Source organism: Kutzneria sp. NPDC051319 (assembly GCF_040682195.1).
GTDB lineage: Bacteria > Actinomycetota > Actinomycetes > Mycobacteriales > Pseudonocardiaceae > Kutzneria.
Map to the genome: position 1 here is coordinate 1 of NZ_JBFBAM010000098.1, position 26,907 is coordinate 26,907.

Genomic DNA, 26,907 nt, shown 5'->3' on the forward strand with positions numbered 1-26,907 from the left:
CATCCGGGGGGGCCCGGGCGATTGGCGCGCCGGGGCCCCAGGGGTTAGGGTTTCACCACCATCAACCGACCGTGAGATCGGTTCTCTGTTTCCGCGTGGCCCTCGTGTGAAGCCGAGCCCGCGGAGATCGCAACTGCGTGACCGGAGACCACCTTCCAATCCGATGGGACTGCGGCACCCGCGCGGCGAGACGCAACCGGCGAGCGAGGCAACGGTGTGTGACCCTTCCCTTCTCCTCTGACTTTCCGACCTGCTTCAACTGCTGATGATGCTGCTACTGCTGGTCCTGCGTCTGCTTGCGCGTCCACCACCGGCCGAAACCCCTTGCGTACTCCGGTTCCAGCACGTGATGGCGCTGGCCACCCGCCGGAACCCCGTTCACTGATCGGCTCCGGCGCACCTGACCGTCCTACTGGCACTGCGTTTTCGACATTGCACCTTCGGTACCGCGTTTTCGACACTGCACTGCTGAACCCCGGTGACCCGTCGGGCCGGCGATCGACTCCGGCGGGCCCCGTCCTGCGTCGTGCTCGCGGGTAGTTCGTCATCTCCCGCGTCCATCCCTCTTGCGTTCCTTGCTCGACCGCCGCCGGGATCCTGTGGTCGAAGCGATCCACCGACGCGATCCTTGGCCGCACGCCGAAGCCCCGTTCACTGATCGGCTCCGCCGTGGTCGACCGTCCAGCACCTGCTTCACGGGTAGTTCGTCATCTCCCGTGCCTGACGGACGTTTTCTTCTCTTGTGATGGGGAGGACAGTACACACGGCCAGGCGTGAATGTCTACCCCAGCCACCATAGATTTTCTGGGATCGGGTGCACGGGGTATCGCCCGTCTTGGCTGGCGGGTGAGTTTTCGCAGGTGAGCGCCCTGCGGGGGACTGGCTGACATCACTCGATCGGGCGTCGCCGAGCTCTGGTGGCGGCCTTGTCGAGCCGGTCCGACTGCGAGTGGTGGCGGAGCGGCGGTGCTCGTCATCCTCGTGCCTACTCGGCTGTGCCGCTAGGACGGCTGGTTCGTGCGCAGCTCTCAAGGCCGCTGACGAGGAGTCCCAGTCCGAAGGTGGGCATGGGGCGGCCGGCCATCCAGGCCGCCACCGACCATGCTGTTGCGACCGGGCTGAGCGCCGACGCGGTCAGCCTCGGCGCTGTCGACCTGTTCTCGCAGATGCGGACGGCGTTCGCCTTGCAGCGGGGCAGCTGCATCAGGCCGAGGCGAGCGCCCCGGTCGCGGCCCGCGAGATCCTCCGCATGGCCGCCCTCGGCGGCGTCGAAGCCGCTCATGTCGACGGCATGGTCGGATCGCCGACTCCGGGCAAGAAGGCCGATGTCGTCGTTCTCAACGGGCGAACCCTCAACGCCGGGCCGGTCAACCACGCGGCCGGGGCGGTGGTCGGCCTCATGGACACCAGCAATGACGACACCGTCATCGTCGACGGCCACCTCCGGAAACACCGCCGCCGGCTGATCGACGTCGATGTCGAGAACGTGCTCGACCGCCTCACACGGTCCGCCGAAAACCTGCTTCACCGCTGCGGGCGCCCGGACGTCCTGCTGACGTCGTGTCGCCAGGAGGGGTGACGCCCGGAATGCGCGTCGTTCACGCCGTGACATTCGTCGAAATGTTGTCGAACACCGACGTGGCTGACTAGCCTTGGTGTCAATTCGCGCACTCTCCCGGAGAACCCGAATGGCCGCCCTGCCAGCTGTGTCCCATTTGACGCCGACTGCCGCCACGTTTGCCGAGCATGCGGGGCGGTCGAGGCCGGCCGGTTCGTCGGATGCGGAAATGTAAACATTTACAACGGACATCGGTGGCTCGATTCACCCCTGTTTCCTTCGGTGGCAGTCGATCGACATTGTGTGAGCCACGGCGTCGATTGTCTCGATTATGGCCCGGTGGTTCGGCCGTCGGTCGGACGCTCGATTCGAGTGGCGGCGTGAGCGCGTAGGTCGCGAGGCGCGCTCTGGTGAGGAGTGTCTTGATGGTCGCACCCGATCCTCAGCCGACGCTGGCTGACGTGGCTCGATGGGCCGGCGTTTCCGTGGCGACAGCGTCACGGGTGCTCAACCGGTCGGCGCCGGTGAACGGGGACACCGCGGCTCGGGTCGAGCGGGCCGTGGCCGAACTGGGCTACGTGCGCCAGCGGTCGCCACACCTCGTGTGCGGGCACAGCGGCGCGGTGTCGGTGGTCGTGCTCGACGACATGCTGCGATACCAGCGCGACTCCTTCTACGGCCGGCTGCTGGTCGGCGCCGAGCGCGGCGCGCTGCGGGCCGGCCGCGAGCTGGTCGTGTCGACGGCCCTGCGGAACGCCCCTCGGGACACGCTGCTGCGCTACCTCTGCGGCGGCCACGTCGACGGCGTCGTGATGGTGGGAATGCAGTCCGACGCGACGCCGGCACAGGTGGTGCGGGATGCCGGGGTGCCGGTCATCTGTGTCGGCCGGCCCGCCGCGGGCGGACTGTCCTGTGTGGACGCGGACAACACGGGTGGGGCCCGGCAGGCCGTGTCGTACCTGATCTCGTCGGGCCGACGGTCCATCGCCACGATAGCGGGACCGAGCAACATGATCGTGGCCGACGACCGCCTGGCCGGCTATCGCAGCGCGTTGGCGGAGGGAGGTCTGGCGCCGGACGGGATCGTCTGCCGTGGGGACTTCACCGTCGAGTCGGGCGAGCACGCCATGTTGCGCCTGCTGGATCGGCATCCAGCGCTCGACGCCGTGTTCGCGGCCTCGGACCTGATGGCCTTCGGCGCGCTGCGCGCACTGCGCCGGCTGGGCGTGCGCGTGCCGGACCAGGTGGCCGTCATCGGGTTCGACGACGCCACAGTGGCCAGGCACACGACGCCGCGCCTGACCACTGTCCGACAGCCGGTCGAGGAGATGGGAGCGCGGTCGGTCGCCGAACTGCTCGCCGCCGACGGACGGCGCCGGACGGTTGTCCTGCCGACCAGCCTGGTGCTGCGCGAATCGACATGACTCCACCGGCCTGGCGCTGCCCTGTGGCGGCCATGCGGTCGCTTCTGAAACTTTCATGGCCTGTGCCTGGGTTCGGTCACCTCCTGGTTGACGGACATTGCCGCCACAAGTTCCATCCTGTGACATCGGGGTAACGGTGTGTGTGCTGTTGTGACCAGGAGGTGGCTGTGACCACGGTGCCGACTTCGGGCGAGCGCCCGACACTGGCGGACGTGGCGCGCACGGCCGGCGTCTCGCCCGCTACCGCGTCCCGTGTGCTCAACGGGTTCCACCAGGTTCGGCCGGAGACCCGGCGACAGGTCGAGAACGCGATGGCGGAACTGGGCTACGCGCGACGCCGGTCGACACGCGACAGTGAACCGGAGCGCACCGGCTCGATCGCGTTCATCGTGTGCGAGGAGGGCTCCCGCGTGTTCTCCGACCCGTTCTTCGCGCGCGTGCTGTGGGGCGCCAGCCGCGAGCTGGCGCCGACCGGGATGCAGTTGGTGCTGCTCATGCTTCGCTCGCCGCAGGACTACCAGTCCGCCGCCGTGCGCTATCTGCGAGGCGGCAGCGTCGATGGCGCGCTGTTGGTCAGCATGCACGGGCGTTGTCCCATCGACCTGGCGGACGTGTCCGTGCCGGTGATGTTCTGCGGTTGTCCGATCGGCCCGGACGCCGAGAACCTGTGCTACGTGGACGCGGACAACCGCGGCGGCGCCGAGCGTGCCGTGCGGTACCTGATCGAATCCGGGCGACGGACGATCGCGACGATCGCCGGTCCCGGTGACATGGCCGTCGGAGTGGACCGGCTCGCCGGCTACCGGGCCGCGCTGCTGGACGTCGGCCGGTTCGATCCCCGGCTGATCGCCTACGGCGACTTCGGCCAGTCCTCCGGCGACCATGCCGTGCAACTGCTGCTGAACCGGCAGCCCGACGTGGACGCGATCTTCTGCGCCTCCGACCTGATGGCCGCCGGGGCGTTACGCGCGTTACGCCGGCATGGCCGGCGGGTGCCTCAGGACATCGCCGTCGTCGGTTTCGACGACTCGCCGATCGCCCGGCAGACCGAACCCCAGCTCACCACCGTGCGCCAGCCGATCGAGGACATGGGCGGCCTGATGGTCAGGGAACTGCTCGCACTGATCCAGACGCCGGCCCCGCACCGCCGCCGAGCGGTCCTGGACACCCGACTCGTCGTCCGCGGGTCGACCTGACCGCACATAGTCACGTGCCGGGGCGCGATAAACGCTGCCCCGGCACGCACCTGCGGCAAGCCTCGCTTACCCCAGGGTCCACTGCTGGTTGCTGCCCCCGTTGCAGCTCCACAGCTCGGCCAGTGCCCCGTCGGCGGTGGACGCGCCCGTCACGTCGAGACAGAGCCCCGACTGCGCGCCGGTGATCGTGCCGTCGGAGTTGACGTTCCACTGCTGGTTGGCCTGCCCGTTGCAGGACCAGGTCACGACCTTGGTTCCGGCGGTGGTGCCCTGGTTGTAGGCGTCCAGGCACAGCGTGGTGCCGCCGAGCGCGACCGTCAGCTGGTTCGACGAGGTGCGCGTCCAGTTCTGGGGGGCCAGACCGTTGCAGGTGTAGATCTGCGTCTGGGTGCCCAGGGTCGTGGTCCCGTTCGGCACGTCAAGGCACTTGCCCGCGCCGACCGCGTGCAGCGGGCCACTGCTCGCGCCGGTGCCGCCGGCGCCGTAGCCGGCCGCGGTGATGTTGGCCTGCACCGCGTTCTCGGTGGCGTCGGACGGATAACCCGACGTCATCACGCCCTCGTAGAAGGTGCCGGCGGAGCCCTTGCTGTTGTCACCGCCGATGCCGAGGATGATCGCGCCCTCCTTGTGCATCGGGTTGTAGCCCGAGACGTTCGGCCGCTGTCCACTGTAGAACGTCGACAGGCCGCCGGACTGCGCGTTGCCGCCGCGGATGGCCCACTGGTTCGGCTCTCCCTTGACGATGGCGGTCAGGTAGCGGTAGTTGACGCTCGGGTCGTTGGCGTTGAACCCGGCGTTCACGCCGGAGAACAGCCCGTTCTCCAGGTCCGCCATCACCCAGGGGCCGTTGCCCGCGCCGTAGCCCCAGACCTTGATGTTGCCGAAGTAGATGGCTTCCATGTGGCCGTTGCCGGTGTCGTTGCTGCTGGTTTCCGCGTTGCCGTAGTCGAAGCAGCAGCCGCCGTTGAAGTGGGTGCCGTCGAAGATGGCGTACATGCCCTCCGACTGGTCGCCGGTCGCGATGCCCGAGGTGTGGTTGTTGCGGTAGCCGGTGCCGGCGGCCACGTAGACGCCGTAGGCCTTGTGCCCGTTGAGGGTTGTGGGGGCGGCGGTGGCGTTGGCCAGGTTGTCGGGGCCGCCGGCGGCGCCGCCCGCGGGCGCCTGGGTGAGGTTGTTGCCCTTGCCGGACTGGTCGTAGATGATCGTGATGAGGCACGTCGTGTTGGCGCAGAAGGAATCCTGCGCGGCGGCGTCGGCGTACCCGCCGGCGCTGGTCACGCCGATGTCCCTGGTCGCGTTGTCCGACGAGCGCCTGACCTGGTAGAGGCTGCCCGAGTAGGAGCCGTAGAGCGCGCGGGTGGTGCTGTGCGCGGCCACGCAGGGCGTCCCGCCGGCCGAGTAGATGTCACATGGTCCCTGGGTGGCGGCCGGCGCCGCCGGAGCCGTGCCGACGGCGACACCGGCCGCGAGCAGTGCCGCGGCGCCCGCGGTCAGAAGCAGCCGCCCGGTGCGTGACTTCCACGGTCGTAAGGCCATATGTGAACTCCCTTGTTCATGGCGGGTGGTGCTTCGGTGTTCGGGAACCACCGGGACTGTTAGCGCTAACATATTTGAGGGCGAAGGAGATGGCTCGGGATGGACTTAGGGGACCGTGCGTGGCGGCCATCACTATCGCCCCCCGGTGGACGCGTCGTCAAGATGCTTCGACGGGGCCGGCCGATCAGTTGTAGGCGACCCAGTAGCTGGTGGTCTGGAAGTTCATGCCACCGCTGGACGAGGTGATCTCCCAGCCGAACTGGACGTTGCCCAGGGTGACGTTGCCGATCCAGTGTGCGCTGTTCTCCAGCCATCTCATGACGTCGAGGATGTTGACGGTCCCGGACGTCGAGCTGCCGGTGTTGAGGAAGGAGTAGACGTTGTTGGCTCCGTTCCATCCCTTGTAGACGTTCCAGTTGTAGCCGCCGAGCCACACGGTCGTCACGTAGGAGCCGATCGGCCCGACCGGCCCGGTCTGGTTGAGCCACAACATGATCTCGTTGGAGTTGGACGAGTCCCAGATGTCGTAGGTGGTCTCGTAGGCGCCGCCCGACGGCACCGAGACGGTGAAGCCCGAGGTCACCGAGTTCAGCGAGTTGATCGGCGTGCCGACCCATCTGGTGGCGTTCGGATAGGACTTCACGCCTCCGGTGTCGGGCTGGTTCGACCACACTCCCCAGTTGCTGTAGGAGTTCGCCCAGATCGACTGTGGGCCGGCCCCGTTGCCCCAGACGTCGTTGTACAGCGTGTAACCGCCGTTGCTCCATGACGCCCATTGGTCGGAGGAGCCCCAGGTCGCGGCGTAGGCGGGCGTGGCGGCCACGGTCAGGGCCAGGCAGGCGGTGAGCAACGCGGCCGCCGGCGCGGTGACTGTTCGCTTCAGTCCGGCGAACCGGCGCTTGAGCAGGGTGTGAGACATGAGGATTCCTCTACATTGAGGGATGGGTGAAGCGCTTCGCATCATCGGCACGAAGTTCCCCTCACGTCAAGGCTTTCGACGCCCGTTCGACGCGCGGAAGGTCTGTCGGCGAGCAGCCGCAGGCGTTCGACGTGTTTCGACGGAAGCGTGCGACCGACGCGCGACAGTCCGGCGTGCGGTCAGTGCGCACGCCGGACCGGGAGTTTCGTGTCGTGAGTTCGCTACGCGGGGGCGACCCGCCACTGTTGGTTGCTCTGGCCGTTGCAGCTCCACAGCTCGACCGGAGTGCCGTTGGTGGCGCCGGCCCCGGTCACGTCCAGGCACAGTCCTGATTGGACGCCGGTGATGGTGCCGTTGGGGTTGACGGTCCACTGCTGGTTGGCCTGGCCGTTGCAGGTCCAGGTGACGACCTTCGTGCCGGACGTGGTTCCCTGGCCGTACGCGTCAAGGCAGAGCTGGCCGCTTCCGCTGTACACCGCGAGCTGGTTGCCCGCGGTGTGCGTCCAGCCCTGGTTGGCGGCGCCGTCGCAGTCCCAGATCTGGACCTGGCTGCCCGGCGTCGTACTGCTCCCGTTGACGTCCAGGCACTTGCCGGACGCGGCGGAGGCGACGCTCCCGGGCGCGGTGGCACCGCCCGGACGCTTGAACAGACCGAACTCGGCGATGGTCGGCGTGGACCGGGAACCGGTGATACGCAACCGAACCCGATCGGTGGTGACCGGCGAGGACAGGCGGATGAGCTTCTTCTGGCCGATGGTGGTGTCGTTGGCGATCTGGTTCCAGGCGCTGCCGTTCCACGCGTCCACGGCGTAGGACTCGACGCGTTGGCCGACGTGCAGATCCTCCTGCGCCGAGATGACGTCGAACGTCTGTGTGCCGGCCAGTGTCAGCACCAGCGCGCCGGTGGCGCCGGTGGGCTGCCACGAGGTGTCCAGGTTGCCGTCCAGGGCCAGGTTCGGGGCGTGGCCCGCGGTGTTCGAGGTGCCGCCGTCGTCGGCCGCGGTGGCGCCGCCGGCCAGATCGGCGCCGAACGTCCCACTGATCCTGGCGTTGAGCTGGTACAGCACGGTCACCGCCGACTGGTCGAACACGCCCTGCCGGTTCGGCGGGACGTCCAGCAGGAAGTTGCAGTTGCGCCCCACCGAGTTGTAGTACATGTCCTCCAGGTCCGGCACGCTGCGCCAGGTGTCACCGGGCTGCCAGAACCAGTTGTGGTTGGCCGACAGCGTGCCGTTGCACTCGGGAGGCGACCAGCGCAGCAGGTTCCAGGCGCTGGTCCCGTCCTGCTTGCGTTGGGACAGCAGGCTGTCGCTGCCCAGATCGGGCGCGGCGTAGCCGCCGGGCGGATTGATGACGGTGTCGGCGGCGGTCGCCGCGTTGCCGTTGTAGGGCACGACCGACCACTCGGACTGGCGGGCGTAGCCGTTCTCGTTGCCGACCCAGCGGATGTCCGGCCCGCCGTCGTTCTCGATCGACGCGGTGGGTTGCAGCGCGCGGACGATCTGGATCCAGTCGCTGAAGTTGTACGGCTGGTTGCGGCCGGTCGGGTTGGCGCCGTCCAGCCACAGCTCGTCGATGCTGCCGTAGCGGGACATCAGTTCGTAGAGCGTGTTCTCGTAGTAGGCGTTGTAGTCGTCCGAGTCGAGGTGGAACGTGATGCCGTTGACGACCTCGGACGGGTCGCTGGGAATGGTCACCGGCCGGGACGGACTGCCGTCGGCGAACTTGCCGCCGGGCTGGTTCTCGTGCAGGTCGGCCGGCGACAGGTAGATGCCTGCCTTCAAGCCGGCGCGGTGCATGGAGTCGGCGAAGCTCTTCACCGCGTCGCCCTGGCCGCCCTGCCAGGCGTGGTCCGACGCGACGCCGAACGAGGAGTACTTCGAGGGGAACAGCAGGAAGCCGTCGTGGTGCTTGGCGGTCAGGACGGCGCCCTTGAACCCGGTGTCCTTCAGCGAGGTCGCCCACTGGTCGGTGTTGAGCCCGGTGGGCTGGAAGATGTTCGGGTCCTCGGTGCCGGTGCCCCACTCCCGGCCGTCGAAGGTGTTCACACCGAAGTGGATGAACGCCATCCGCTCGGCCCGTTCCCAGGCCAGCTGCCGGGCCGACGGCACGACGTTCGCCGCGTTCGCGACGATCGTGCCGGGGGAGTCCGACGGCGCCACGGCGACGACCTCGGCCGGCGTGGCCGCGTCGGCGGTGGTGGCCGCGAACACGGTGACCACCGCCAGGGCGATGCCGAACAGGCCGGCCAGCCCGGTGCGCCGAGGAATCAGCAGTCGTGACGTGGATCTGCGTTGATCAGCCAGGTGCATCGATGACCCTCCCTGCCGCTGTGAGTCGCCGTCGGGTCGACCTGTGTGTCGACGCGCGGCCTCGAATCGAAGCGATTCGATTCGGACGCTAGGGTCGAGGGTGTCGGCGGTCAAAGAGTCGCGTTGACGGCAGGGAAGGCCGAATTCCGGTGCGCCGGAGGCGGTCCACCGTCGATCGGTTGTCCTGCCTGCTCGCCGGGCCGGCGGGCGGCCGCGGCGGTGTCGGGCTGGGCCCACGTCGGTGACATGTAACTTTCGGACGAACGGACGGGCCCGGCCGCCGGTGATGCGTCGGCCGGACCCGTCGAACGCGCGTCGACTCGATTCGTCAGCTCGCCGTGCAGACCGGCGTCGGCGCCGGGTTGGCGCCCGAATAGCCGGCCTGGAAGCCGAAGGAGGTGCTGCCGCCCGGGGCGATCGTGCCGTTGTACCCGGCGTTCGTCACGGTTTCGCTGGAACCGCTGTGGCTCTCGGTCGCGTTCCAGACGTTGCTGATCTGCTGGTTGCCACCCCAGGACCAGGTCACCTTCCAGCCGTGGGTGGGCGCCGTCCCGGTGTTCGTGACGGTCACGTCGGCGGTGAAGCCGCTGGCCCACTGGTTGCCCACGGTGTAGGCCACCGAGCATCCACTGCTGCCGCCGGTGCCGCCACCACCACCGCCGCCACCGCCGCCACCGCCGCCGTTGCTGCCGGGGGTGGCGTTGAAGGAGAAGCTGGTGGTGGCCAGGCCCTGGCCGCCCTGCCAGATCTCGAAGCCGGCCTCGGCGTCGATCAGGTAGTGCGAGGGGTTGAGCGAGCCGCGCGCGACCGCGTCGTTGACCAGCGCCTTGATGTCAAGGTTGTCGAACGAGGTGCCGCCGGAGCCGAGCGTGTAGGAGATGATCTTCCACGAGGACTGCTGCCCGGTCCAGACGTTCCAGTTGTGGCCGGCGGCGTTGGACGTGCCGGTCTGCGAGCCGAACGGCTGCACGCCGCCCCGGCTGTTGAGCCAGATCATCATCTCGGTGCCGTCGGGCTGGCCGCTGGTGGTGGGGGTGGAGTTGAACCAGATGTCGTAGGCGACGTCGTACGCCCCGGAGCCGGGCTGCACGGTGCTCCAGGACGACACCGCGCTGCCGAGGTTGCTCACCTGGATCGGCAGGCCGCTGTTGGCCGTGCACATGCCCCAGTGGCAGCCCTTGTAGATGGACGGGTAGGTGGCCGGGGCGCCGTTGGTCGGCAGGTTGAAGTTGGCCTGGCTCACCGACCACGCGGTGCCGCCGGAGTAGTCGAGGCACTGCTGGGTCGACGAGTTCCACTCGTTGGCCTGGATGGTGTAGTCCCCGGCCGAGATCGTGCCGCTGCCGGAACAGGTGGAGGTGGCGGCGGCCGCGGTCGGCGCGCCGACCGCCACCGCGATCGCTGAGGCGGCCAGCGTCAACGCCGCGGCGGCCGCGGCCGCGCGGAGCCTGGTGAGGCGTAGGAACATCAGGTGTCACCCTTTTCGGAAGTCCGCCGCACTGGGGCGGCGGCAGCGCTCCCGGCCCAAGCCGGACCGGAAAGCGCTTGTGGCGCAGGGGGTCTGGTACGCGTCACGGTGGCGGCCGTGACGATGCGGGCGGCCTGGCGGGGCCTCCCGCCGGTCAGCTCGCCGAGCAGGTGAGCGTCGGGCTCGTGTTCGTTCCGCTGTAGCCGGCCTGGAAGCCGAACGAGGTGTTGGCCCCGGGGGCGAGCGCGCCGTTGTAGGCCGCGTTCGACACGGTCTCGTGCTGGCCGCTGTGCGACTCGGTCGCGTTCCAGGCGTTGGTGATCTGCTGGTTGCCCGGCCACGTCCAGGTGACCTTCCACGACTGGATCGCCGCGGTGCCGCTGTTGGTCACCGTCACGCTCGCCGTGAAGCCGGTGTCCCAGGAGCTGCCGACCGTGTACGTGGCGGAGCAGCCCCCGCCACCGCCACCGGTGGACGAGGTCACCGTCCACGTGAACGACGCCGAGCCGGCGACGGCGCTGGAGTCCCGGGCCGTCACGGTCACCGTCGAGACGCCGGCGGTCGTGGGCGTGCCGGAGATGCGACCGGTCGCGGCGTCGATCGACAGGCCGGCCGGCAGTCCGGTGGCGCTGTAGGTCAGCGTGCCGCCGGCAGCGTCGGTGGCGGAGATCTGAAGGCTGGCAACGGTGTTCACGGTGCTGGTCTGGCTGCCCGGGTTGGTCACCGTGACCGAGCCGGTGCCGGTGCCGGAGATCAGCGCCGGGTAGGCGTTGGTCACCAGCTGCTGGAACTGGGCGCCGAACCACTGACCGGCCTGGACGTCGTAGCCGGGGATCGAGCCGGTCGGGTAGGTGCCGCCGTTGCCGTCGGAGTTGGTGCCGGCGGGGTCGCAGTGCGGATCGCCGTGGCTGTGCGAGGCGGTCGGGTAGTCGCCGTCGGACTCACCCGGCGGTTTGATCCAGACGAAGCCGATGATCGGGTCGGCCGCCCCGTAGGGCTGGACGGTGGGCGCCGCGCCCAGGCCCGCGCCGTTCTGGTTGCACCAGTCGCCGCGGAAGGACCGCTGGTCGATCTTGTTGGCCGCGACGTAGGCGTCCGGCGTGGTCGGCGAGGAGTTGAGCGAGGTCGGCCGGTTCGGGCCGCCCCAGCCGTTGCGCGAGGTGTCGATGAGGATGCCGATGGTCGCGGGGAAGCCCTGGGCCACCAGCTGCGAGTACATCGCCTCGTCGTAGCTCTTCTCGTCGAAGTACGGGTTCCACTGGTAGAACTTCGACGAGTCCACCGGCTGGCCGCCCACCTGCAGGGTGGAGTTCGGCAGGAACGGCTCGGTGGTCGGCGTGTAGTTGGCGGTGTCGGAGATGAAGCCGTCCACGCTGGCGAAGCCGGCGGTCGTCGCCTTGGCCACCTTGGCGAACTCCTGTGCGGCCGGCGGCATGTTGCTCGACCAGCCCAGCCACGCCGAGTGCGCGATGTCCACGTAGTTGTAGACGTTGGCGATCGCGTGCAGCTTGTTCAGCGCGTACTCGACGCCCGCCTCGTAGTACGGGGCGGCGGTGGCGCAGGCCGGCTTGCTCGCGTTGGTGACGGCGTTGGGCAGCGAGTCCGGCTCGATGACGGCGACGATCCGCTCGTCGGCGTACTTCGAGTCGGCCAGGATCGCCGCGATCGGGTCGATGTACTGGGTCTCGTAGGTCGTCAGGCCGGCGGCGGTCGGCGGCACCTCGCCGTTGGAGGCCAGCGCGGCGCAGTCGCGTCCGGGCAGGTCGTAGATGACCACCTCGACCGTGATCGGCGTGCTGCCCTGCCGCTGGGCCAGCGCCTGGTCGAGGTGCCACTGCAGGCCGTGGTGGACGCCGTCGCCGGTGATCGCGGCGATCTTGTCCATCCACACCGCGGTCGGGTCGTTCGCTACCTTGGCCTCGGCCGTGGCCAGCGCCGGGTTCGTGCCCCGGTCGGCGGCGGCTTGGCCGTTGACCTCGGCAGCGTAGTCCGGGCTCGCGTACTGGGTGGCGCCTACATACGGGTTGGCCACGTGTGTGGCCGCGTGCGCCGCGGTCACCGTCAGCGGCGAGAGCACCGACGCGGCGACGGCCAGCGACACCGCGCCGGCGCGTAGCGCCTGGATGGTTCGGGACACTTCGGTCCTCACTCCTTGAAGACGTCCGCCACGGTGTCCGGGACGGAGGTGCGGAAGGGGCTACCGACCGTGAGGACGGCTGGTCGGAGAGTTGGCCGCCGCGATTGAGAAGTCAACGGACTGAATTTTCCGACGGTGGCCCGCGAGGTCAGCGCCGGTTTCGCGCTGAAAGATTCCCGTTTCGCACTGAAATATTTCAGGCCGGGCGCCGCGTTCCACCGACGATCGACGAGCGCGCCAGCCTCCTGGCCTCGTCGGGTCCCACATCCTCGTCGCGGGGCCGGGGACGGCTGGTCGGGTGAACGGAGTATCGAAAAATGTTTCGCAGGAAGCGAGCTTGACTCGGCTGATCCCGCCTTCTACCGTCGAATTCGCGATCCGACGGCCTGATCAGGAGAACGTTGTCGACAACGAGGTTCTCCCGTGGAGGCGGGCCTTGTGCGGGGTCGTCACCAAGCCTCGGATCCTTCGGCGGGCTGACCGCACGCCTGGCGTGCCGTGGCGGCTCTGGCTGCTCGCCCGAACCCGCTCCAGCCGCTGATCTCCGGAGGACGACGATGACCTCATCGGCCGAACTGGCCAGACGGAACTTCCTGCGACTGCTCGGAATCCTCGCCGCGGGCGCGGCGACCGCGCGGGCCGGGACGGCGCTCGCCGCACCCGGCTACGTGTCCGACCGGGCCGGCACGGGCAGTTTTCCCTTGGTGTCGGGCGGGAAGGCCACCGCGCTGGTCGTCAGTGGCAGCGATCATCCCGGCGTGCTCCGGGTCGCCGGCGACCTGCAGGCGGACCTCGAGCGCGTCACCGGGATCCGGCCGGCCCTGCATGTCGACGAGATACCGACGGCCTCGCAGCTGGTGCTGATCGGGTCGATCGACCGCAGCCCGCTCGTCCGCGACCTGGTGTCCGCAGGCCGCCTCGACGTGACCGGGATCGCCGGCAAGTGGGAGACCTCGCTCACCGAAGTCGTGGCCGATCCGCGTCCGGGAGTGGCGCGGGCGTTGGTGATCACCGGCAGCGACCAGCGGGGCGCCATCTTCGGCGCCTACGACATCTCCCGGCTGATCGGCGTTTCGCCCTGGCACTTCTGGGACGACGTCCCCGTGGCACATCAGGACGAGCTGCACGTGCAGGCCGGCCGACACAGCCTGGGCACGCCGTTCGTGAAGTACCGGGGGCTGTTCATCAACGACGAGAACCCGGCGCTGGGCACGTGGGCGCCGGCGTTCTTCGGTCCCGGGCTGGCGCCGGGGCACGCCGACGGCTTCAACCACAAGTTCTACGAGCAGGTCTTCGAGACCATGCTGCGGCTGCGGGCGAACTACCTGTGGCCGGCGGTGTGGGGCCGAGCCTTCGCCGAGGACGACCCCGCCAACCACGCGACCGCCACCCGGTACGGCATTGTCATGGGCACCTCGCACGAGGCGCCGATGCTGCGGGGCATCGAGGAGTGGAACCGGCACGCCGTGGCCGCGGTGCGGGACGCCGACGGCAAGATCGTGACGCCGGGGCACGACGCGTACGGCGGCACGGGGGAGTGGAGCTACCGCCGCAACCCGGACGCGCTGAGGGCGTACTGGACCGACGGCATCCGGCGCATGGTCGACCAGAACATCGACGGTGTCGTCACGGTCGGGATGCGCGGCAACGGCGACACCGCGCTGCCCGACGGCGACAGCAAGGACCTGATGCAGGAGATCATCGCCGCACAGCGCGCGATCCTGGCCGAGAAGACCGGCAAGGACCCGGCGTCCACACCGCAGGTCTGGACGCTCTACAAGGAGGTTCTGCGGTACTGGCAGCAGGGGCTGCGGCCGCCGGACGACGTGACCGTGGTGTTCCCCGACGACAACTGGGGGAACATGTGCAAGCTGCCCGACCCCACGCTGCCGCCGCGAGCCGGCGGTTACGGCCTGTACTACCACTTCGACTACGTCGGCGCCGCCCGCTGCTACAAGTGGGTGGACACCAGCCTGATCGCCAACGCCTGGGAGCAGCTCAACCAGGCCGCCGAGTACGGCGTGAACCGGCTGTGGGTGGCCAATGTCGGCGACATGAAGGGCAACGAGCTGCCATTGCAGTTCTTTCTCGACCAGGCCTGGAACCCCTTGCCGGCGGAGCAGCTGTCCGCCTGGGAGCAGCAGTACGCCCGGCAGAGCTTCGGTGAGCGGACCGCCGCCGCCATCGCCGGAGTGCTGCACACGTACGGGATGCTCCAGTCCCGGCGCAAGCCGGAGCTGCTCAACCGGAAGATCACCATCGTGCCGGGCAAGGACCCGGCGACCGACCGGTCCGCGATCGTCTACGACGACCAGGCCAGCCCGTTCAGCCTGGTCGACTACCAGGAGCTCGACCGGGTCACCGAGCAGTGGCGGCAGCTGACGGATCGCGCCGAGCGGATCGCGGACGAGCTTCCCGCGAGCTACCAGGACGCCTATTACGAGCTGGTGCTCTACGAGGTCAAGGCGAGCGCGAACCTGTATGCGTTGCGGCGGGCGGAATTCACCAACATCCTCTATGCCGCGCAGGGCAGGACCTCCGCCAATGACCTGGCGGCCACCGCGGAGGCCCGTTTCGCCGACGATCTCGCGCTGGCCGACAAGTTCAACGCGACGATCGCCGGCGGGAAGTGGAAAGGCTTCCAGACACAGCCGCACATTGACTACGGCGATGTGGCGCGCTACGGCCAGGACGCGTCCTGGCAACAGCCGCAGCTCGACAACGCCGCTATCGCTGACGTCATCTTCCCCGCCGTGCGGCGGGTCACGCCGTCCAAGGCCGCCGAACTAGGCGTCGCCATCGACGGCTCGGACCGTTGGTGGCCGGCGGAGTCGACGACACCGGTGCTGCCCGAGTTCAGCCCGTACCAGTCGCAACCCGCGCAGTACATCGACGTGTTCAACCGCGGCACAACGGCATTCGACTACACGATCACGCCGGGTGCGTCGTGGCTTCAGGCGCAGCCGGCGCGTGGGCGGGTGGACAAGCAGGTGCGCGCGACGTTGCGGGTCGACTGGTCCAAGGCGCCGAAGGGCACGACGCAGGTGCCGATCGTGGTCAGCGGCGCGGGCCGCAGCGTGACCGTGCACGCCGTTGTCTCCAACCGATCGCTTCCTTCGAGGTGGCGTAACGGTTTCGTGGAGGCGAACGGCTACGTGTCCATGGAGGCGGAGCATTGCACCGCTCAGGTGGGCACGGCGGCGGCGTCGTGGCGGCGCGTCCCGGACCTCGGCCGCACCGGGTCGGGGATGAAGCCTTTCCCCGTCGCCGCGGCCTCCCAGGTGCCGGGGCAGGGTCCGCGGCTGGAGTACCGGATGACGCTGTTCACCGCGGGAACCCTGACGGTGTGGGCCTATCTCTCGCCGCGGAGCAACGTGCTCGCCTCGCCGGGCCTGCGCTACGCGGTGGCCTTCGACGACGCGCAGCCGCAGGTCGTCGACATCATCAAGGCGACGGGCGCCGACTCCACCGCGATGAACCGCCAGTGGGAGTGGACCATCTCCGACAACGTCAACCTCACCGCCACGAAGCACACCGTCACCGGACCCGGCGCCCACGTGCTGAAGTTCTGGATGGTGGACCCGACTGTGGTGCTGCAGAAGCTGGTGGTGGACACCGGCGGCCTGCGGCCGAGCTACCTCGGTCCGCCCGAGAGCCACCGAATCCCCTGAGGCATGGCAAAGCGCCCCTTCCCCGCACGGGGAAGGGGCGCTTCGTCGGTTGCTCAGTTCTCGACGAGCTTGCCGGTCGAGATGGGGTTCAGGGCCTGGGCTCAGTAGTACCGGTTGTGGCCGCAGTGTCCCGGCGAGATCCACTGCGGTTTGACACTTTCCAGCGTCGGCTTGACCGGGGCGATGGTGCCGTCCCGGTTGAAGACCAGCTTGTCGATGGTGGTCTCCCGGTGCGTGCCGTCCCCGCCGGGGATGGCGAACCGGTGGTAGGCGATGTACCAGTCGTCGGTGCCGGGCACCTGGAGCATCGAGCTGTGGCCGGTGCCCAGGATGCCGAGTTCGGGGTCCTTGCTCAGGATCACGCCGCGGTTGGTGAACGGCCCGGTCGGGCTGGTCGAGGTGGCGTAGCCGACCCGGTAGTTCTCGCTGCCGGTGTCGTCGATCGACCAGCTCAGGTAGTACGTGCCCTGGCGCTCCACCATGAACATGCCCTCACGGAAGTCGGCCAGGCCGGTGAGGCGGGTGATCCGGGCCGGGTCGTACGAGACCATGTCGGAGTTCAGCGGCGCCACGTAGGCGTTCCCGTTGCCCCAGTACAGATAGGGCTGTCCACTGTGGTCGATGAACACCGCGGGGTCGATGGCCTGGCCGCCGTCGGGGTTCGCGGCGATCAGGGGCTTGCCCGAGTCCTTGAACGGCCCGGTCGGCGAGTCGGCGACCGCGACGCCGATCTTGGCCTCGGCGCAGAAGTAGAAGTAGTACTTGCCGCCCCGCTCGGCGATCGTCGGCGCCCACGCGTTCTTGTCGGCCCAGCTCACGTCGGGGCCGAGGTCGAGCACCACGCCGCGATTGGTCCAGTTGACCAGGTCCTTGGACGACCAGGCTGAGAACTTGGTGCCGCCCCAACCGGGAAAGCCGTCCGTGGTCGGGTAGATGTAGTACGTGTCGCCGAACGCCACGATGTTCGGGTCGGCGTTGAGCCCGGGCAGCACCGGGCTGCGCATCTCGTGCGCCTCGACCGTCCACACGCGACTGCCGCCCTTCGGCCCGGTGACGGTGTACGTCCTGGGCCGGCTCAGGTCCACGGGGCGGCCGTTGCCCGGCTCGATCCGTGAACCCGGTGCGAGCCCGAACTTCGGGGCCAGCCGGCGCAGGTCGGTGCCCGGCTGGACGGGCAGCACGACGGTGCCCGCGGTGCTGTCGATCACGGCCGGGGCCTTGAGCGAGGCCAGGTCGACGGAGTGGATCAGGGTGCTGTTCGACGGCAGCGCGGCGACGTCGTCACCGGACAGTGCCCGGTCGTAGAGGCGGACGTCCTTCATCTTGCCGGTGAAGTAGTTGTCCGCCGCGTACACCGAGCGGCCGAGGTAGTTCGCCGCCGTGAGGCCGCCGCCGATGTCCGACGGCTTGATCGTGGCGCTGGTGTTCCGGCCGACCTCGACCCCGTCCAGGTACAGCACCTCAACGCCGTTGCCGACGGTCAGGGTCAGGTTCTTCCAGACGCCGCGTGGCAGCGCGCCACTGGCGGGCGCCTGTTGTTCGGTGGCCCAGTTTCCGGTCGCGATCGCGCCGCGCAGGCCGCCGTCCGCGGTGCCGCCGGTGGCGAACAGATAGCCGTCGCCGACGCCGGACGGCGCCGTATTGCCCAAGCCCCAGAGGAAGTACGGTGTCTGCTGCCGTGGATCGACGAGGACGTCGGCCGAGACCGTGGCGGCGTCGGCTCCGGTGAGCAGATTGTTGGGCAACTGGACATGGCCGTTCGTGCCGCCGAAGGACAGCGCGCCTCCGGACCAGGCCACGTCGCCGGCCAGTGCTCCGTCATAGCCGTGACCGGTGGTGTCGGCCGCGACCAGGCCGGACTTCGCGTCCAGCGGCCAGTGCGCGACCAGGCCGTCATGGTCGGCCTTGACCGGGGCCGGGGGAGCGGTCAGCCGGTTCAGTTCGGCCTGGGTGACCGGCAGAACCGTGCCGTGCCGCGGCGACGCGGGCAGGTGGGCGCCGGTGGACATGGTCCACTTGCCCGAGTCGAGGTCGGTGGTCTCGAAGGGCACGTAGCCGCGGCCGCCGTACTCGTCGATGAACAGGTACCACTTGTTCTCGGTGTTGGACTTGAAGCCGGTCGGACCCTCGCCCGCGGACAGGCCGGGGCTGGTCGCGGTGGCCTTGCCGATGCACTCGGCGACGAAGTCGAAGTCCGGGTCGAGCAGGTCGGCAGCCTTCTGCTCCAGGATGTACTTGCTGCACGGCGAGGAGGACGAGTTGTTCCGCTCGTCCTTGGTGAACCGGTAGTAGTCGCCGCCGTTCTGGATCACCGTCGAGTCGATCACCGAGTAGCCGGGGTCGATCCACACCTTGGGCGCGCTGAAGGTGACGAAGTCGCGGGTGGTCGCGTACATCATGCGGTTGTAGCTGTCGCCGGTGTGGCCGGGGTCGTTGTCCGCGTACAGCTTGGACGCCCAGAAGACCACGTAGTCGCCGCGCTTGGCGTCCCAGAAGGCTTCCGGGGCCCAGGTGTTGCCGGCGCTCGGCGGCGCGACCTGCACGCTGCGCTGCCGCGACCAGTGGGTCAGGTCGTCGGACTCCCAGATCATGATCGACCGGCTGCCGGTGCGCTGCTCGGCGTCCCAGCCGCGGCCGCCGTTGATCTTCAGATCGGTGGCCAGCAGGTAGAACTTGTCGCCGTCGGGGGAGCGCATGACGAACGGGTCGCGCACGCCGAGTTCGCCGAGGCTGGACTTGAGCACCGGCTGCCCGTTGTTGAGCTCGCTCCAGTTCAGCGGGTCGTTGCCCTTGCTGGCGGCGGAGTAGATCTGTTCCCCGTTCGAGGTTCCCTCGCCGGTGAAGTAGAAGAAGCTGTACCCCGCCAGCGGTTCCTTCGGTGGGAGCGGCGTGACGGTGGCGGCGAACCGCCGGCTGGCGCTGTCCCGCCCGAGCCGCACCGTCGCCGTCAGCGTGACCTTGGCCGGTGTGCCGCCCGCCGGGGGACGGGTGACCTCGCCGGTCGGCGTGATCACCTTGCGGTCGGACGACGTCCACGTGACGGAAGCGCCGTTCGGGCCGGCGGCGGGCAGGGTCAGGTTGCCGCGGACATCGTCGATGTTCGGCACGGACAGCGCGTTCGCCGCGTCGCGCACGGGTGAGTCGGCCTCGGTGTGGACGGCGGAACGTGGCGCCGCGTCGGCCATCCCTCCGCCGAGGGGAAGGACCGTGGCCGCCACGGCCAGCGCGACGCCGAGACGGCGTAACAGGGACAACTTCATCGTTGTGGTCTTCTTTCTCGCCGCGCGCCCTGGGATGGCAGTAGTGTTAGCGCTAACACTCCGAGCGCATCTCGACATTAAGTTCCTGTCAGGTCGACGGTCAAGGCTCGAAGCCCGCGCTCACCCCGCCGGGCGTGATCACTGCGGCGGCGGCGCGGTGCTGGACCGGATGACGAGCTCGGTCGGGATGCGGACCGCGGCGGGTTCCCGACGATCGTTCGTGATCTCTCCGACCAGTGCGGCGACGGCATGCCGGCCCACGTCGTCAAAGGACTGGCGCACGGTGGTGAGCGGGGGCCAGAAATGGGCGGCCTCGGCCATGTCGTCGAAGCCCACGACACTGACCTGGCCGGGCACGTCGCGGCCGGCCTCGTGCAGGGCCCGGATGAGACCGAGTGCCATCTGGTCGTTGGCGGCGAACACGGCGGTGACGGACGGATCCGCTGCGAGCCGCTGGCCGTGCGTGTAGCCGGACGCGGCGGACCAGTCGCCGACGAGCACGGGCGGCACGGGCCGGCCGGCCGCCTCCAGCACGGTCTGCCACGACTTGAACCGGCGCTCCGCAGCGTAGGACTGGGGCGGGCCGGCGATGTGCCAGACGGTGCTGTGCCCCAACTCCAGCAGGTGTCGGGTCGCGGAGGCGGCCCCTTCGGCCTGGTCGGTGTCGATCACCGGGGAGGGGTGCCGCGCGCTGGAGTCGATCACCACGACGGGCAGGCCCCGCGGCAGCTCGATCTCGTTGCGGTCCAACTGGTGCTGCTCGATCAGGATGATCACGCCGTCGACGGCCTGCTCGCCCAGCCGGCTGAACGCCCCGGTGACCTCGCCCTGGGTGGACTTCGGCACGGTCATGAGCACGATCGAGAAGTCCTGGTCGACGACGGCGGCCGCAATGGCGTCCAGGGTCCGGCTGTTGCCGAAGGTGGACAGCGACGAGACGATCACGCCGATGGTGCGGAACCGCCCGTTGCGCAGGGCGCGGGCGGCGCTGTTGGGCCGGTAGCCGACGCGCCGCATCGCCGCCAGCACGCGCTCGCGGGTGTCGGCGTCCACGTTCGACCGGCCGTTGGCCACCCGCGACACGGTCTGCCCGGAAACGCCGGCCTCCCGGGCCACATCGGCCATGGACGGCCCGCGCTGACCTGCACCGGGACTCTGTCGCACCGAACTCTCCCTGGTTTCCGCCCCTGGACATGTTTACGTCAACAGGTTAGCCTCGCCCAACTCATGTTGACGTAAACATCCGTGCCGAGTCGTCGATTCGGCGTTCGAAACCGGAGGGACGATGACGTCCACCGTGGGCTCACCCCCGAACCGGGCGGGCGCGGTCCGAGCGCGTGGCCGGCGCGGCTGGATCTTCGTCGCGCCGTTCGCGGTGGTGTTCGCGCTGACGTTCCTGGCCCCGCTGGTCTATGCGTTCGGCCTGAGCCTGTTTCGCGACCAGGCGTTCTTCGGCGGCACGGTGTTCGTCGGCCTCGGCAACTACACCCAGGCGCTGGCCGACGCCAACTTCTGGAACGCTTTCCTGCGCGTGCTGCTGTTCCTGGCCGTGCAGGTGCCGATCATGTTGCTGCTGGTCCTGGTCGCGGCCTTCGCGATCGACAGCGCCCGCCTGCACGCCGCCGGCTTCTTCCGGATGGTGATCTTCCTGCCGTACGCGGTGCCCGGCGTGGTCGCGGTGCTGATGTGGGGCTTCATCTACGGCGACCACTTCGGACTGGCGGCCGACCTGAACCACCTGCTCGGCCAGGACGCCGTGCAACCGTTGTCCGCCAACTGGATCCTCACGTCCATCGGCAACATCGTGACCTGGGAGTTCGTCGGCTACAACATGCTGATCTTCTACTCGGCCCTCAAGGTCGTGCCGCCGGACCAGATCGAGGCCGCCGCGATCGACGGCGCCGGCACGCTGCGCACGATCCTCAGCGTCAAGCTGCCGGCCATCCGCGGCGCGATCGTGGTCGCCACCATCTTCTCCATCATCGGCAGCTTCCAGCTGTTCAACGAGCCGAACATCCTCCGCTCGCTCGCGCCCAACGTGATCACCACCTACTTCACCCCGAACATGTACGCCTACAACCTGTCCTTCTCCGGCCAGCAGTACAACTACTCGGCCACCGTCGCCATCGTGATGGGCGTGATCACGGCGATCATCGCCTACGCCGTGCAGCTGCGCGGCCAGCGGAAGGAGCGGTGACCATGTCCTCCGTGCTGCGTCCCCGCCGCTCCCGCACGCTGACCGCGGTGATGGCGCTCTACCTGCTCTACACGCTGATTCCGTTGGCGTGGCTGCTGATCAGCGCGACGAAGACCCAGCCCGACCTGTTGTCCACGCCGGGCCTGTCCTTCGGCGGGGTCTTCGCCCTGTTCGACAACATCGGGCAGACGTTCACCTACAACAACGGGATTTTCCTGCGCTGGCTGGGCAACACCCTGCTCTACGTCGTGGTCGGCGCCGGTGGCGCGACCGTGTTGGCCACCGCGGCCGGCTACGGTCTGGCCAAGTACCGGTTCCGCGGCCGGCAGGCGGTGTTCGCCGTGGTGCTGGGCGCGATCGCGGTTCCGGGCACGGCGCTCGCCGTGCCGACCTTCCTGCTGTTCAGCCGGCTCGGCCTGACCGACACGCCGCTCGCGGTGATCATCCCGTCGCTGATCAGCCCGTTCGGCCTCTACCTGATCTGGGTGTACGCCACCGATGCCATCCCGGACGAGATGATGGAGGCGGCCCGCATCGACGGCGCCGGCGAGATCCGCATCTTCCTCGCCGTCACACTGCGCCAGCTGGCGCCGGGCATCGTGACCGTCGCCCTGTTCGCGGTGGTGGCCACCTGGAACAACTACTTCCTACCACTGATCATGCTCAGCGACCCGAACTGGTACCCGCTCACGGTCGGGCTCAACCAGTGGAACGCACAGGCCATCGGCGCCGCGGCGCAGCCGGTCTACAACCTCGTGATCACGGGGTCGGTGCTCACCATCGTCCCGCTCGTGATCGCTTTCCTTTTCCTGCAACGGTTCTGGCAGTCCGGGCTGACCGCGGGAAGTGTCAAGCAGTAACCAGTCACCACGTCGCGAAGGAATTTCCCGATGGCACTATCCCGCCGCCACAGAGCAATCGCCGCGCTGGCGCTGGCCGCCGCGCTGGCCACCGCGTGCGGCTCGCCCGCCCAGGACACGGCCAAGGCCACCGGCACCCAGGACTCGGTCGACGCCGCGCTCAAGGCCGGCGGCACGATCACCTACTGGACCTGGACCCCGTCGGCCAAGGCGCAGGTCGCCGCGTTCGAGCAGGAGTACCCGAACGTCAAGGTCAACCTGGTCAACGCCGGCACCGGCAAGGACCAGTACACCAAGCTGCAGAACGCGATCAAGGCCGGCTCCGGTGGTCCGGACGTGGCCCAGATCGAGTACCAGGCGCTGCCGCAGTTCGCGCTGCCCGGCTCGTTGGTCGACCTGAACCAGTACGGCTTCGGCGCGTTCCAGAAGGACTACACCGCCTCGACGTGGTCCAGTGTCACCGTCGGCAACGCGCTGTTCGGGCTGCCGCAGGACTCCGGCCCAATGGCGTTGTTCTACAACAAGGAGGACTTCGACAAGTTCGGCATCGCCGTGCCGAAGACCTGGGACGAGTACCTGGACGCGGCCAAGAAGCTGCACGCCGCCGACCCGACCAAGTTCATCACCTCCGACACCGGCGACCCCGGCTTCACCACCAGCATGATCTGGCAGGCCGGCGGCCACCCGTTCAGCACGGACGGCCGCAACGTCAAGATCAACCTGAATGACGCCGGCGCGCAGAAGTGGACCAAGGTCTGGGACCAGCTGGTCCAGGGCAAGCTGCTGTCCACGGTCAAGGGCTGGAGCGACGACTGGTACCGGGAGCTGGGCGACGGCACGATCGCCACCCTGGTCACCGGCGCCTGGATGCCCGGCGTGTTCAAGTCCTCGGTGGCCGCGGGCAGCGGCAAGTGGGCGGTCGCCCCGATGCCGACCTACGACGGCCAGCCGGTCAGCGCGGAGAACGGCGGCAGCACGGAGTCGGTGCTCAAGCAGAGCTCGAATCCGGCGCTGGCCACGGCGTTCGTGCGCTGGCTCAACCACGGCAACGGCATCAAGCCGTTCATCGCCAGCGGCGGTTTCCCTTCCACCACCGCGGATCTGAACTCGCCGGCGTTCCTGAACGCCGCCGACCCGTACTTCGGCGGCCAGCAGGTCAACCAGGTGCTGACCGCAGCCAGCGGCGCGGTGGCCAAGGGCTGGAGCTACCTGCCGTACCAGCTCTACGCCAACAGCGTCTACGGCGACACCGTCGGCAAGTCCTACCTCGACGGCACGGCCATCGGCGGCGGACTGAAGGCCTGGCAGGCCACGCTCGTCGACTACGGCAACCAGCAGGGTTTCACCGTCAGCGCGGGCTGACCTGACCGGAGGCACGACCACGCATGGCTGAGTTCGCCATCGGCGACGCCGACTTCCTGCTCGACGGGCAACCGTTCCGGATCCTTTCCGGTGCGCTGCACTACTTCCGGGTGCACCCGGACCAGTGGGCGGACCGGATCGACAAGGCCCGACGGATGGGCCTGAACACCATCGAGACGTACGTGCCGTGGAACGCCCACGCGCCCGAACGCGGCACGTTCGACCTGTCCGGCGGTCTGGACCTGGACCGGTTCCTCGGCCTGATCGCGGACGCGGGCATGCACGCCATCGTGCGGCCCGGTCCGTACATCTGCGCCGAGTGGGACAACGGCGGCCTGCCGACCTGGCTGCCCGAGGAGGGGGTTCGCAGCTGCGAGCCCGGCTACCTCGACGCCGTCCGGGAATACCTCAGCCAGGTGTACAGCGTGGTCGTGCCCCATCAGATCGACCGAGGCGGCCCGGTGCTGCTGGTCCAGATCGAGAACGAGTACGGGGCCTACGGCAATGACCACCGCTACCTCGCCGAACTCACCCGCCACACCAGGGAGTCCGGTATCACGGTGCCACTGACCACAGTGGACCAAACGGTGGACGGCATGCTCGCGGCGGGCGGTCTCGACGGCCTGCACCGCACGGCGTCGTTCGGTTCCCGTGCCGCCGAACGGCTTGCGACCCTGCGCGTCCACCAACCCACCGGCCCGCTCATGTGCAGCGAGTTCTGGTGCGGCTGGTTCGACCACTGGGGCGCGCACCACCACACGACGAGCGTCGAGGAGTCCGCGGCGGAGCTGGACGCGCTGCTGGCGGCCGGCGCCTCGGTCAACATCTACATGTTCCACGGCGGCACCAACTTCGGCCTGACCAACGGGGCCAACGACAAGGGCACGTACCAGCCGATCGTCACCTCCTACGACTACGACGCGCCGTTGGACGAGGCCGGCAACCCGACCGCCAAGTACCACGCGTTCCGGGACGTCATCGCGCGGTACCACAAGGTTCCCGACAGCGTGCCTCCACCGGCGCAGCCGTTGCCGACGCCGGTCACGTCCCTGCACGATCCGTTCCCGTTGCTGGCGGCGCCGGGACAGTGGGATCAGTGGCCGACGCTGCCCGCCTTCGATGATCTGTCGCCGATGCCACGGTTGATGCTGGCGCGCACACAGATCGCCAGCGACGGCCCGGCCGTGCTGGTGTTCGGCGAGATTCGGGACCGGGTCACGGTTTTTCTCGACGACGTGCGGCTCGGCACGCTGCTGCGGGAGCACCATGACGAGGCCATCGGGCTGCCGGTGACCAGCGGTGAGCTGACGCTGCTGATCGAGGACCTCGGCCGCGTGGACTACGGTCCCCGGCTCGGCGAACCCAAGGGGATCATGGACGGCGTCAGCCTGAACGGGCGGACGCTGACCGGTTGGGACGTGCTCCCGATCGACGCCGCGACGCTGCCGGACCGCTGTCCCGGCAGCGTCGACGGCCCGGCGGTCGCCGGGCCGCTGGCCGGGCCGGCGCTGGTCCGCGGCCGGCTGACGGTCGCCGAGTCGACGGACCTGTTCCTGGACACCGCCGGCTGGGGCAAGGGTCTGGTCTGGTTCAACGGGTTCCTGCTCGGCCGCTACTGGCGCCGCGGCCCGCAGCGAACGCTCTACGTGCCCGCACCGCTGGTCCGGGCCGGCGCCAACGACGTCGTCGTGCTCGAACTGGACACGATGATCGACCCCGTGGTCCGCTGCGCCCCTCGGGCGTGCCTCGGCCACACCGAAGCCTGAGGAAGGTCGACAATGAGCTCAACGTTGCGCCGCCGGCTTGCCGCGGTCTGCTGTGCCGTCGGCGTGGCCGGCGCGATGGTCGTCACCGGTCCGACCGCGGGCGCCGCCACCACCAGTGAGTTCCGCGGCGTGAACTGGGCCGACCCGCGCGACAACTACGCCGCGGACGCGGTGGTGCCGTCCGGTCTGTCCACAGCGGACAGCTACGCCACCACCTACGCCAAGGCCAGCGCGATCATCGGCCAGTTCCGGGCCAAAGTCGGCGCCAACACCGTGCGCCTGCCGGTGAACCCGGCCTCGGTCAACGGCCCGTTCTGGCAGTCCTACACCGCGGCCGTCGACGCCGCCACGGCCAAGGGCTTCAAAGTGATCCTCGGCTACTGGGAGTCGCCGACCGCCAAGGACGGCCGTGTTGACGACCCGACCGCGTTCGCCGCCATGTGGCAGCGCATCACCACGCGGTTCGCGGTCTACCCCAACGTCTACTTCGAGCCGATGAACGAGCCGTTCGGCTACAGCAGCCAGGAATGGACCGGCCTCGTCGCCTCCTGGCTGTCGACCTACTGGTACGTGCCGCGGTCTCGGGTCGTCGTCGACGGCACCGGCTACGCCGACGACGTCAAGTCGGTGTGCGCGGACAACCGCCTGGCCGGCACCCATCTCGCGCTGCACTTCTACGGCTTCTGGCACAGCACGTGGACCGACCCGCAGCAGTGGCTCGCCGACTTCGACCAGCGGCTCGGCACCTGCTCCGGCCGGACGATCCTGGACGAGTTCGGTGCGAGCATGACCACCGGCCTCAACTACAACGGGCCGATCAACGGCTCCAACGAGATCGCCTACCTCCAGTCCGTCACCACGCGGCTGCGCGAGCTGCACATGGGCTCGGTCTACTGGCCCGGTCTGCGCACGGGCGACACCTACTCCCTCACCGCGCTCCACGGCACCGGCACCGCGCTGTCGCTGACCGTCAACAACGGCAGTGGGGCCGACCTCCTGGCCACGGCGTGGGGCCGCTGACCGCGGCGGGGACCTGGTAGGGACCAGGCCTCCGGTTCGCACGTCTGGCTCCACCTCATCGCTTTGGCTGCCTGGCCAAGGGAAAGCCACACCGGCGTCGACGCGGAGCCTGTTCGCGCAGATACCCGGGGCCGACCCCCCGTACTGAACGCAAGTGCCCCTCCATCTGGCCGGTCGGCCGGCGCGCGGCGACCGCGCGCCGGCCGGCGCGCGGTCGCTGA

Annotated in this window: 17 protein-coding genes; 9 read left to right on the plus strand and 8 right to left on the minus strand. The window is 69.0% G+C overall.

The features are described from left to right. Positions 1 to 985: 985 nt before the first annotated feature. Positions 986 to 1,282 (minus strand): hypothetical protein, encoded by a 297-nt coding sequence (locus AB0M73_RS45495; RefSeq protein ID WP_363905744.1) that lies wholly within the window; start codon positions 1,280 to 1,282, stop codon positions 986 to 988. Here AB0M73_RS45495 and AB0M73_RS45500 point away from each other — a divergent pair. The 3 genes from AB0M73_RS45500 (at position 1,250) to AB0M73_RS45510 (ending at position 4,178) form a co-directional block, all read left to right on the plus strand. Further along, positions 1,250 to 1,579: a hypothetical protein gene (locus tag AB0M73_RS45500; protein ID WP_363905746.1), complete on the plus strand. Its 330-nt coding sequence runs from the start codon at positions 1,250 to 1,252 to the stop codon at positions 1,577 to 1,579. The two genes, AB0M73_RS45495 and AB0M73_RS45500, sit on opposite strands and share 33 nt — an antisense overlap. Positions 1,580 to 1,983: 404 nt before the next feature. Further along, a complete protein-coding gene (locus AB0M73_RS45505; protein WP_363905747.1) occupies positions 1,984 to 2,982 on the plus strand; it encodes a LacI family DNA-binding transcriptional regulator in 999 nt (332 codons plus the stop codon). A gap of 167 nt (positions 2,983 to 3,149) precedes the next feature. Beyond that, on the plus strand, positions 3,150 to 4,178 hold the full coding sequence (locus AB0M73_RS45510; protein WP_363905749.1) for a LacI family DNA-binding transcriptional regulator: 1,029 nt from the start codon (positions 3,150 to 3,152) through the stop codon (positions 4,176 to 4,178). Between the two features lie 66 nt (positions 4,179 to 4,244). Here AB0M73_RS45510 and AB0M73_RS45515 read toward each other — a convergent pair whose 3' ends face one another. The 5 genes from AB0M73_RS45515 to AB0M73_RS45535 all read right to left on the minus strand — a co-directional run bounded on the left by AB0M73_RS45515 (position 4,245) and on the right by AB0M73_RS45535 (position 12,550). Beyond that, positions 4,245 to 5,714 (minus strand): arabinofuranosidase catalytic domain-containing protein, encoded by a 1,470-nt coding sequence (locus AB0M73_RS45515; protein WP_363905751.1) that lies wholly within the window; start codon positions 5,712 to 5,714, stop codon positions 4,245 to 4,247. Between the two features lie 184 nt (positions 5,715 to 5,898). Beyond that, positions 5,899 to 6,633: a hypothetical protein gene (locus AB0M73_RS45520; protein ID WP_363905753.1), complete on the minus strand. Its 735-nt coding sequence runs from the start codon at positions 6,631 to 6,633 to the stop codon at positions 5,899 to 5,901. 221 nt (positions 6,634 to 6,854) lie between these two features. After that, the gene (locus tag AB0M73_RS45525; RefSeq protein WP_363905755.1) at positions 6,855 to 8,945 is read right to left on the minus strand and encodes an RICIN domain-containing protein; all 2,091 of its coding nucleotides are present in this window, start codon (positions 8,943 to 8,945) and stop codon (positions 6,855 to 6,857) included. A 328-nt stretch (positions 8,946 to 9,273) separates the two neighbouring features. Further along, positions 9,274 to 10,413, minus strand: coding sequence for a cellulose binding domain-containing protein (locus tag AB0M73_RS45530; RefSeq protein ID WP_363905757.1), 1,140 nt, complete (start codon positions 10,411 to 10,413; stop codon positions 9,274 to 9,276). A gap of 154 nt (positions 10,414 to 10,567) precedes the next feature. After that, the gene (locus AB0M73_RS45535) at positions 10,568 to 12,550 is read right to left on the minus strand and encodes a glycoside hydrolase family 6 protein (protein WP_363905759.1); all 1,983 of its coding nucleotides are present in this window, start codon (positions 12,548 to 12,550) and stop codon (positions 10,568 to 10,570) included. Positions 12,551 to 13,107: 557 nt separating this feature from the next. Between AB0M73_RS45535 and AB0M73_RS45540 the strand changes: the two genes are divergently transcribed. Further along, positions 13,108 to 16,221: a glycosyl hydrolase 115 family protein gene (locus AB0M73_RS45540; RefSeq protein WP_363905761.1), complete on the plus strand. Its 3,114-nt coding sequence runs from the start codon at positions 13,108 to 13,110 to the stop codon at positions 16,219 to 16,221. Between the two features lie 101 nt (positions 16,222 to 16,322). On the opposite strand, the gene AB0M73_RS45545 is transcribed toward AB0M73_RS45540, so the two are convergent. Together AB0M73_RS45545 and AB0M73_RS45550 are read right to left on the minus strand one after the other, a co-directional pair. Then, entirely contained in the window at positions 16,323 to 19,481 is a 3,159-nt protein-coding gene (locus tag AB0M73_RS45545) for a family 43 glycosylhydrolase (protein ID WP_363905763.1), read from the minus strand. A gap of 138 nt (positions 19,482 to 19,619) precedes the next feature. Next, the gene (locus tag AB0M73_RS45550) at positions 19,620 to 20,606 is read right to left on the minus strand and encodes a LacI family DNA-binding transcriptional regulator (protein WP_363905774.1); all 987 of its coding nucleotides are present in this window, start codon (positions 20,604 to 20,606) and stop codon (positions 19,620 to 19,622) included. A gap of 160 nt (positions 20,607 to 20,766) precedes the next feature. On the opposite strand from AB0M73_RS45550, the gene AB0M73_RS45555 reads away from it, so the two are divergent. Genes AB0M73_RS45555 through AB0M73_RS45575 form a run of 5 tightly spaced genes read left to right on the plus strand, consistent with a single transcriptional unit; the run spans position 20,767 to position 26,686 of the window. After that, positions 20,767 to 21,678 carry a sugar ABC transporter permease gene (locus tag AB0M73_RS45555; RefSeq protein WP_363905765.1) on the plus strand — a complete coding sequence of 304 codons (912 nt, stop codon included), beginning with the start codon at positions 20,767 to 20,769 and terminating at the stop codon, positions 21,676 to 21,678. After that, complete coding sequence (locus AB0M73_RS45560) at positions 21,675 to 22,538, plus strand: carbohydrate ABC transporter permease (RefSeq protein WP_363905766.1); 864 nt, start codon at positions 21,675 to 21,677, stop codon at positions 22,536 to 22,538. Before AB0M73_RS45555 ends, AB0M73_RS45560 begins: the two co-directional genes overlap by 4 nt. 30 nt (positions 22,539 to 22,568) lie before the next feature. Continuing rightward, positions 22,569 to 23,900: a sugar ABC transporter substrate-binding protein gene (locus AB0M73_RS45565; protein ID WP_363905768.1), complete on the plus strand. Its 1,332-nt coding sequence runs from the start codon at positions 22,569 to 22,571 to the stop codon at positions 23,898 to 23,900. Between the two features lie 23 nt (positions 23,901 to 23,923). After that, positions 23,924 to 25,666, plus strand: a complete 1,743-nt coding sequence (locus AB0M73_RS45570) for a beta-galactosidase family protein (RefSeq protein ID WP_363905770.1) — start codon at positions 23,924 to 23,926, stop codon at positions 25,664 to 25,666. A gap of 12 nt (positions 25,667 to 25,678) precedes the next feature. Further along, entirely contained in the window at positions 25,679 to 26,686 is a 1,008-nt protein-coding gene (locus AB0M73_RS45575; RefSeq protein ID WP_363905772.1) for a cellulase family glycosylhydrolase, read from the plus strand. The last annotated feature ends 221 nt before the right edge of the window (positions 26,687 to 26,907 follow it).

Excerpts from the sequence above, each read along its gene's own strand:
- AB0M73_RS45520 (WP_363905753.1), bottom strand. The coding sequence starts at position 6,633 with ATGTCTCACACCCTGCTCAAGCGCCGGTTCGCCGGACTGAAGCGAACA.
- AB0M73_RS45525 (WP_363905755.1), bottom strand. The coding sequence starts at position 8,945 with ATGCACCTGGCTGATCAACGCAGATCCACGTCACGACTGCTGATTCCT.
- AB0M73_RS45495 (WP_363905744.1), bottom strand. The coding sequence starts at position 1,282 with ATGAGCGGCTTCGACGCCGCCGAGGGCGGCCATGCGGAGGATCTCGCG.
- AB0M73_RS45570 (WP_363905770.1), top strand. The coding sequence starts at position 23,924 with ATGGCTGAGTTCGCCATCGGCGACGCCGACTTCCTGCTCGACGGGCAA.
- AB0M73_RS45530 (WP_363905757.1), bottom strand. The coding sequence starts at position 10,413 with ATGTTCCTACGCCTCACCAGGCTCCGCGCGGCCGCGGCCGCCGCGGCG.
- AB0M73_RS45550 (WP_363905774.1), bottom strand. The coding sequence starts at position 20,606 with ATGGCCGATGTGGCCCGGGAGGCCGGCGTTTCCGGGCAGACCGTGTCG.
- AB0M73_RS45565 (WP_363905768.1), top strand. The coding sequence starts at position 22,569 with ATGGCACTATCCCGCCGCCACAGAGCAATCGCCGCGCTGGCGCTGGCC.
- AB0M73_RS45515 (WP_363905751.1), bottom strand. The coding sequence starts at position 5,714 with ATGGCCTTACGACCGTGGAAGTCACGCACCGGGCGGCTGCTTCTGACC.
- AB0M73_RS45555 (WP_363905765.1), top strand. The coding sequence starts at position 20,767 with ATGACGTCCACCGTGGGCTCACCCCCGAACCGGGCGGGCGCGGTCCGA.
- AB0M73_RS45505 (WP_363905747.1), top strand. The coding sequence starts at position 1,984 with ATGGTCGCACCCGATCCTCAGCCGACGCTGGCTGACGTGGCTCGATGG.
- AB0M73_RS45575 (WP_363905772.1), top strand. The coding sequence starts at position 25,679 with ATGAGCTCAACGTTGCGCCGCCGGCTTGCCGCGGTCTGCTGTGCCGTC.
- AB0M73_RS45545 (WP_363905763.1), bottom strand. The coding sequence starts at position 19,481 with ATGAAGTTGTCCCTGTTACGCCGTCTCGGCGTCGCGCTGGCCGTGGCG.
- AB0M73_RS45500 (WP_363905746.1), top strand. The coding sequence starts at position 1,250 with ATGGCCGCCCTCGGCGGCGTCGAAGCCGCTCATGTCGACGGCATGGTC.
- AB0M73_RS45540 (WP_363905761.1), top strand. The coding sequence starts at position 13,108 with ATGACCTCATCGGCCGAACTGGCCAGACGGAACTTCCTGCGACTGCTC.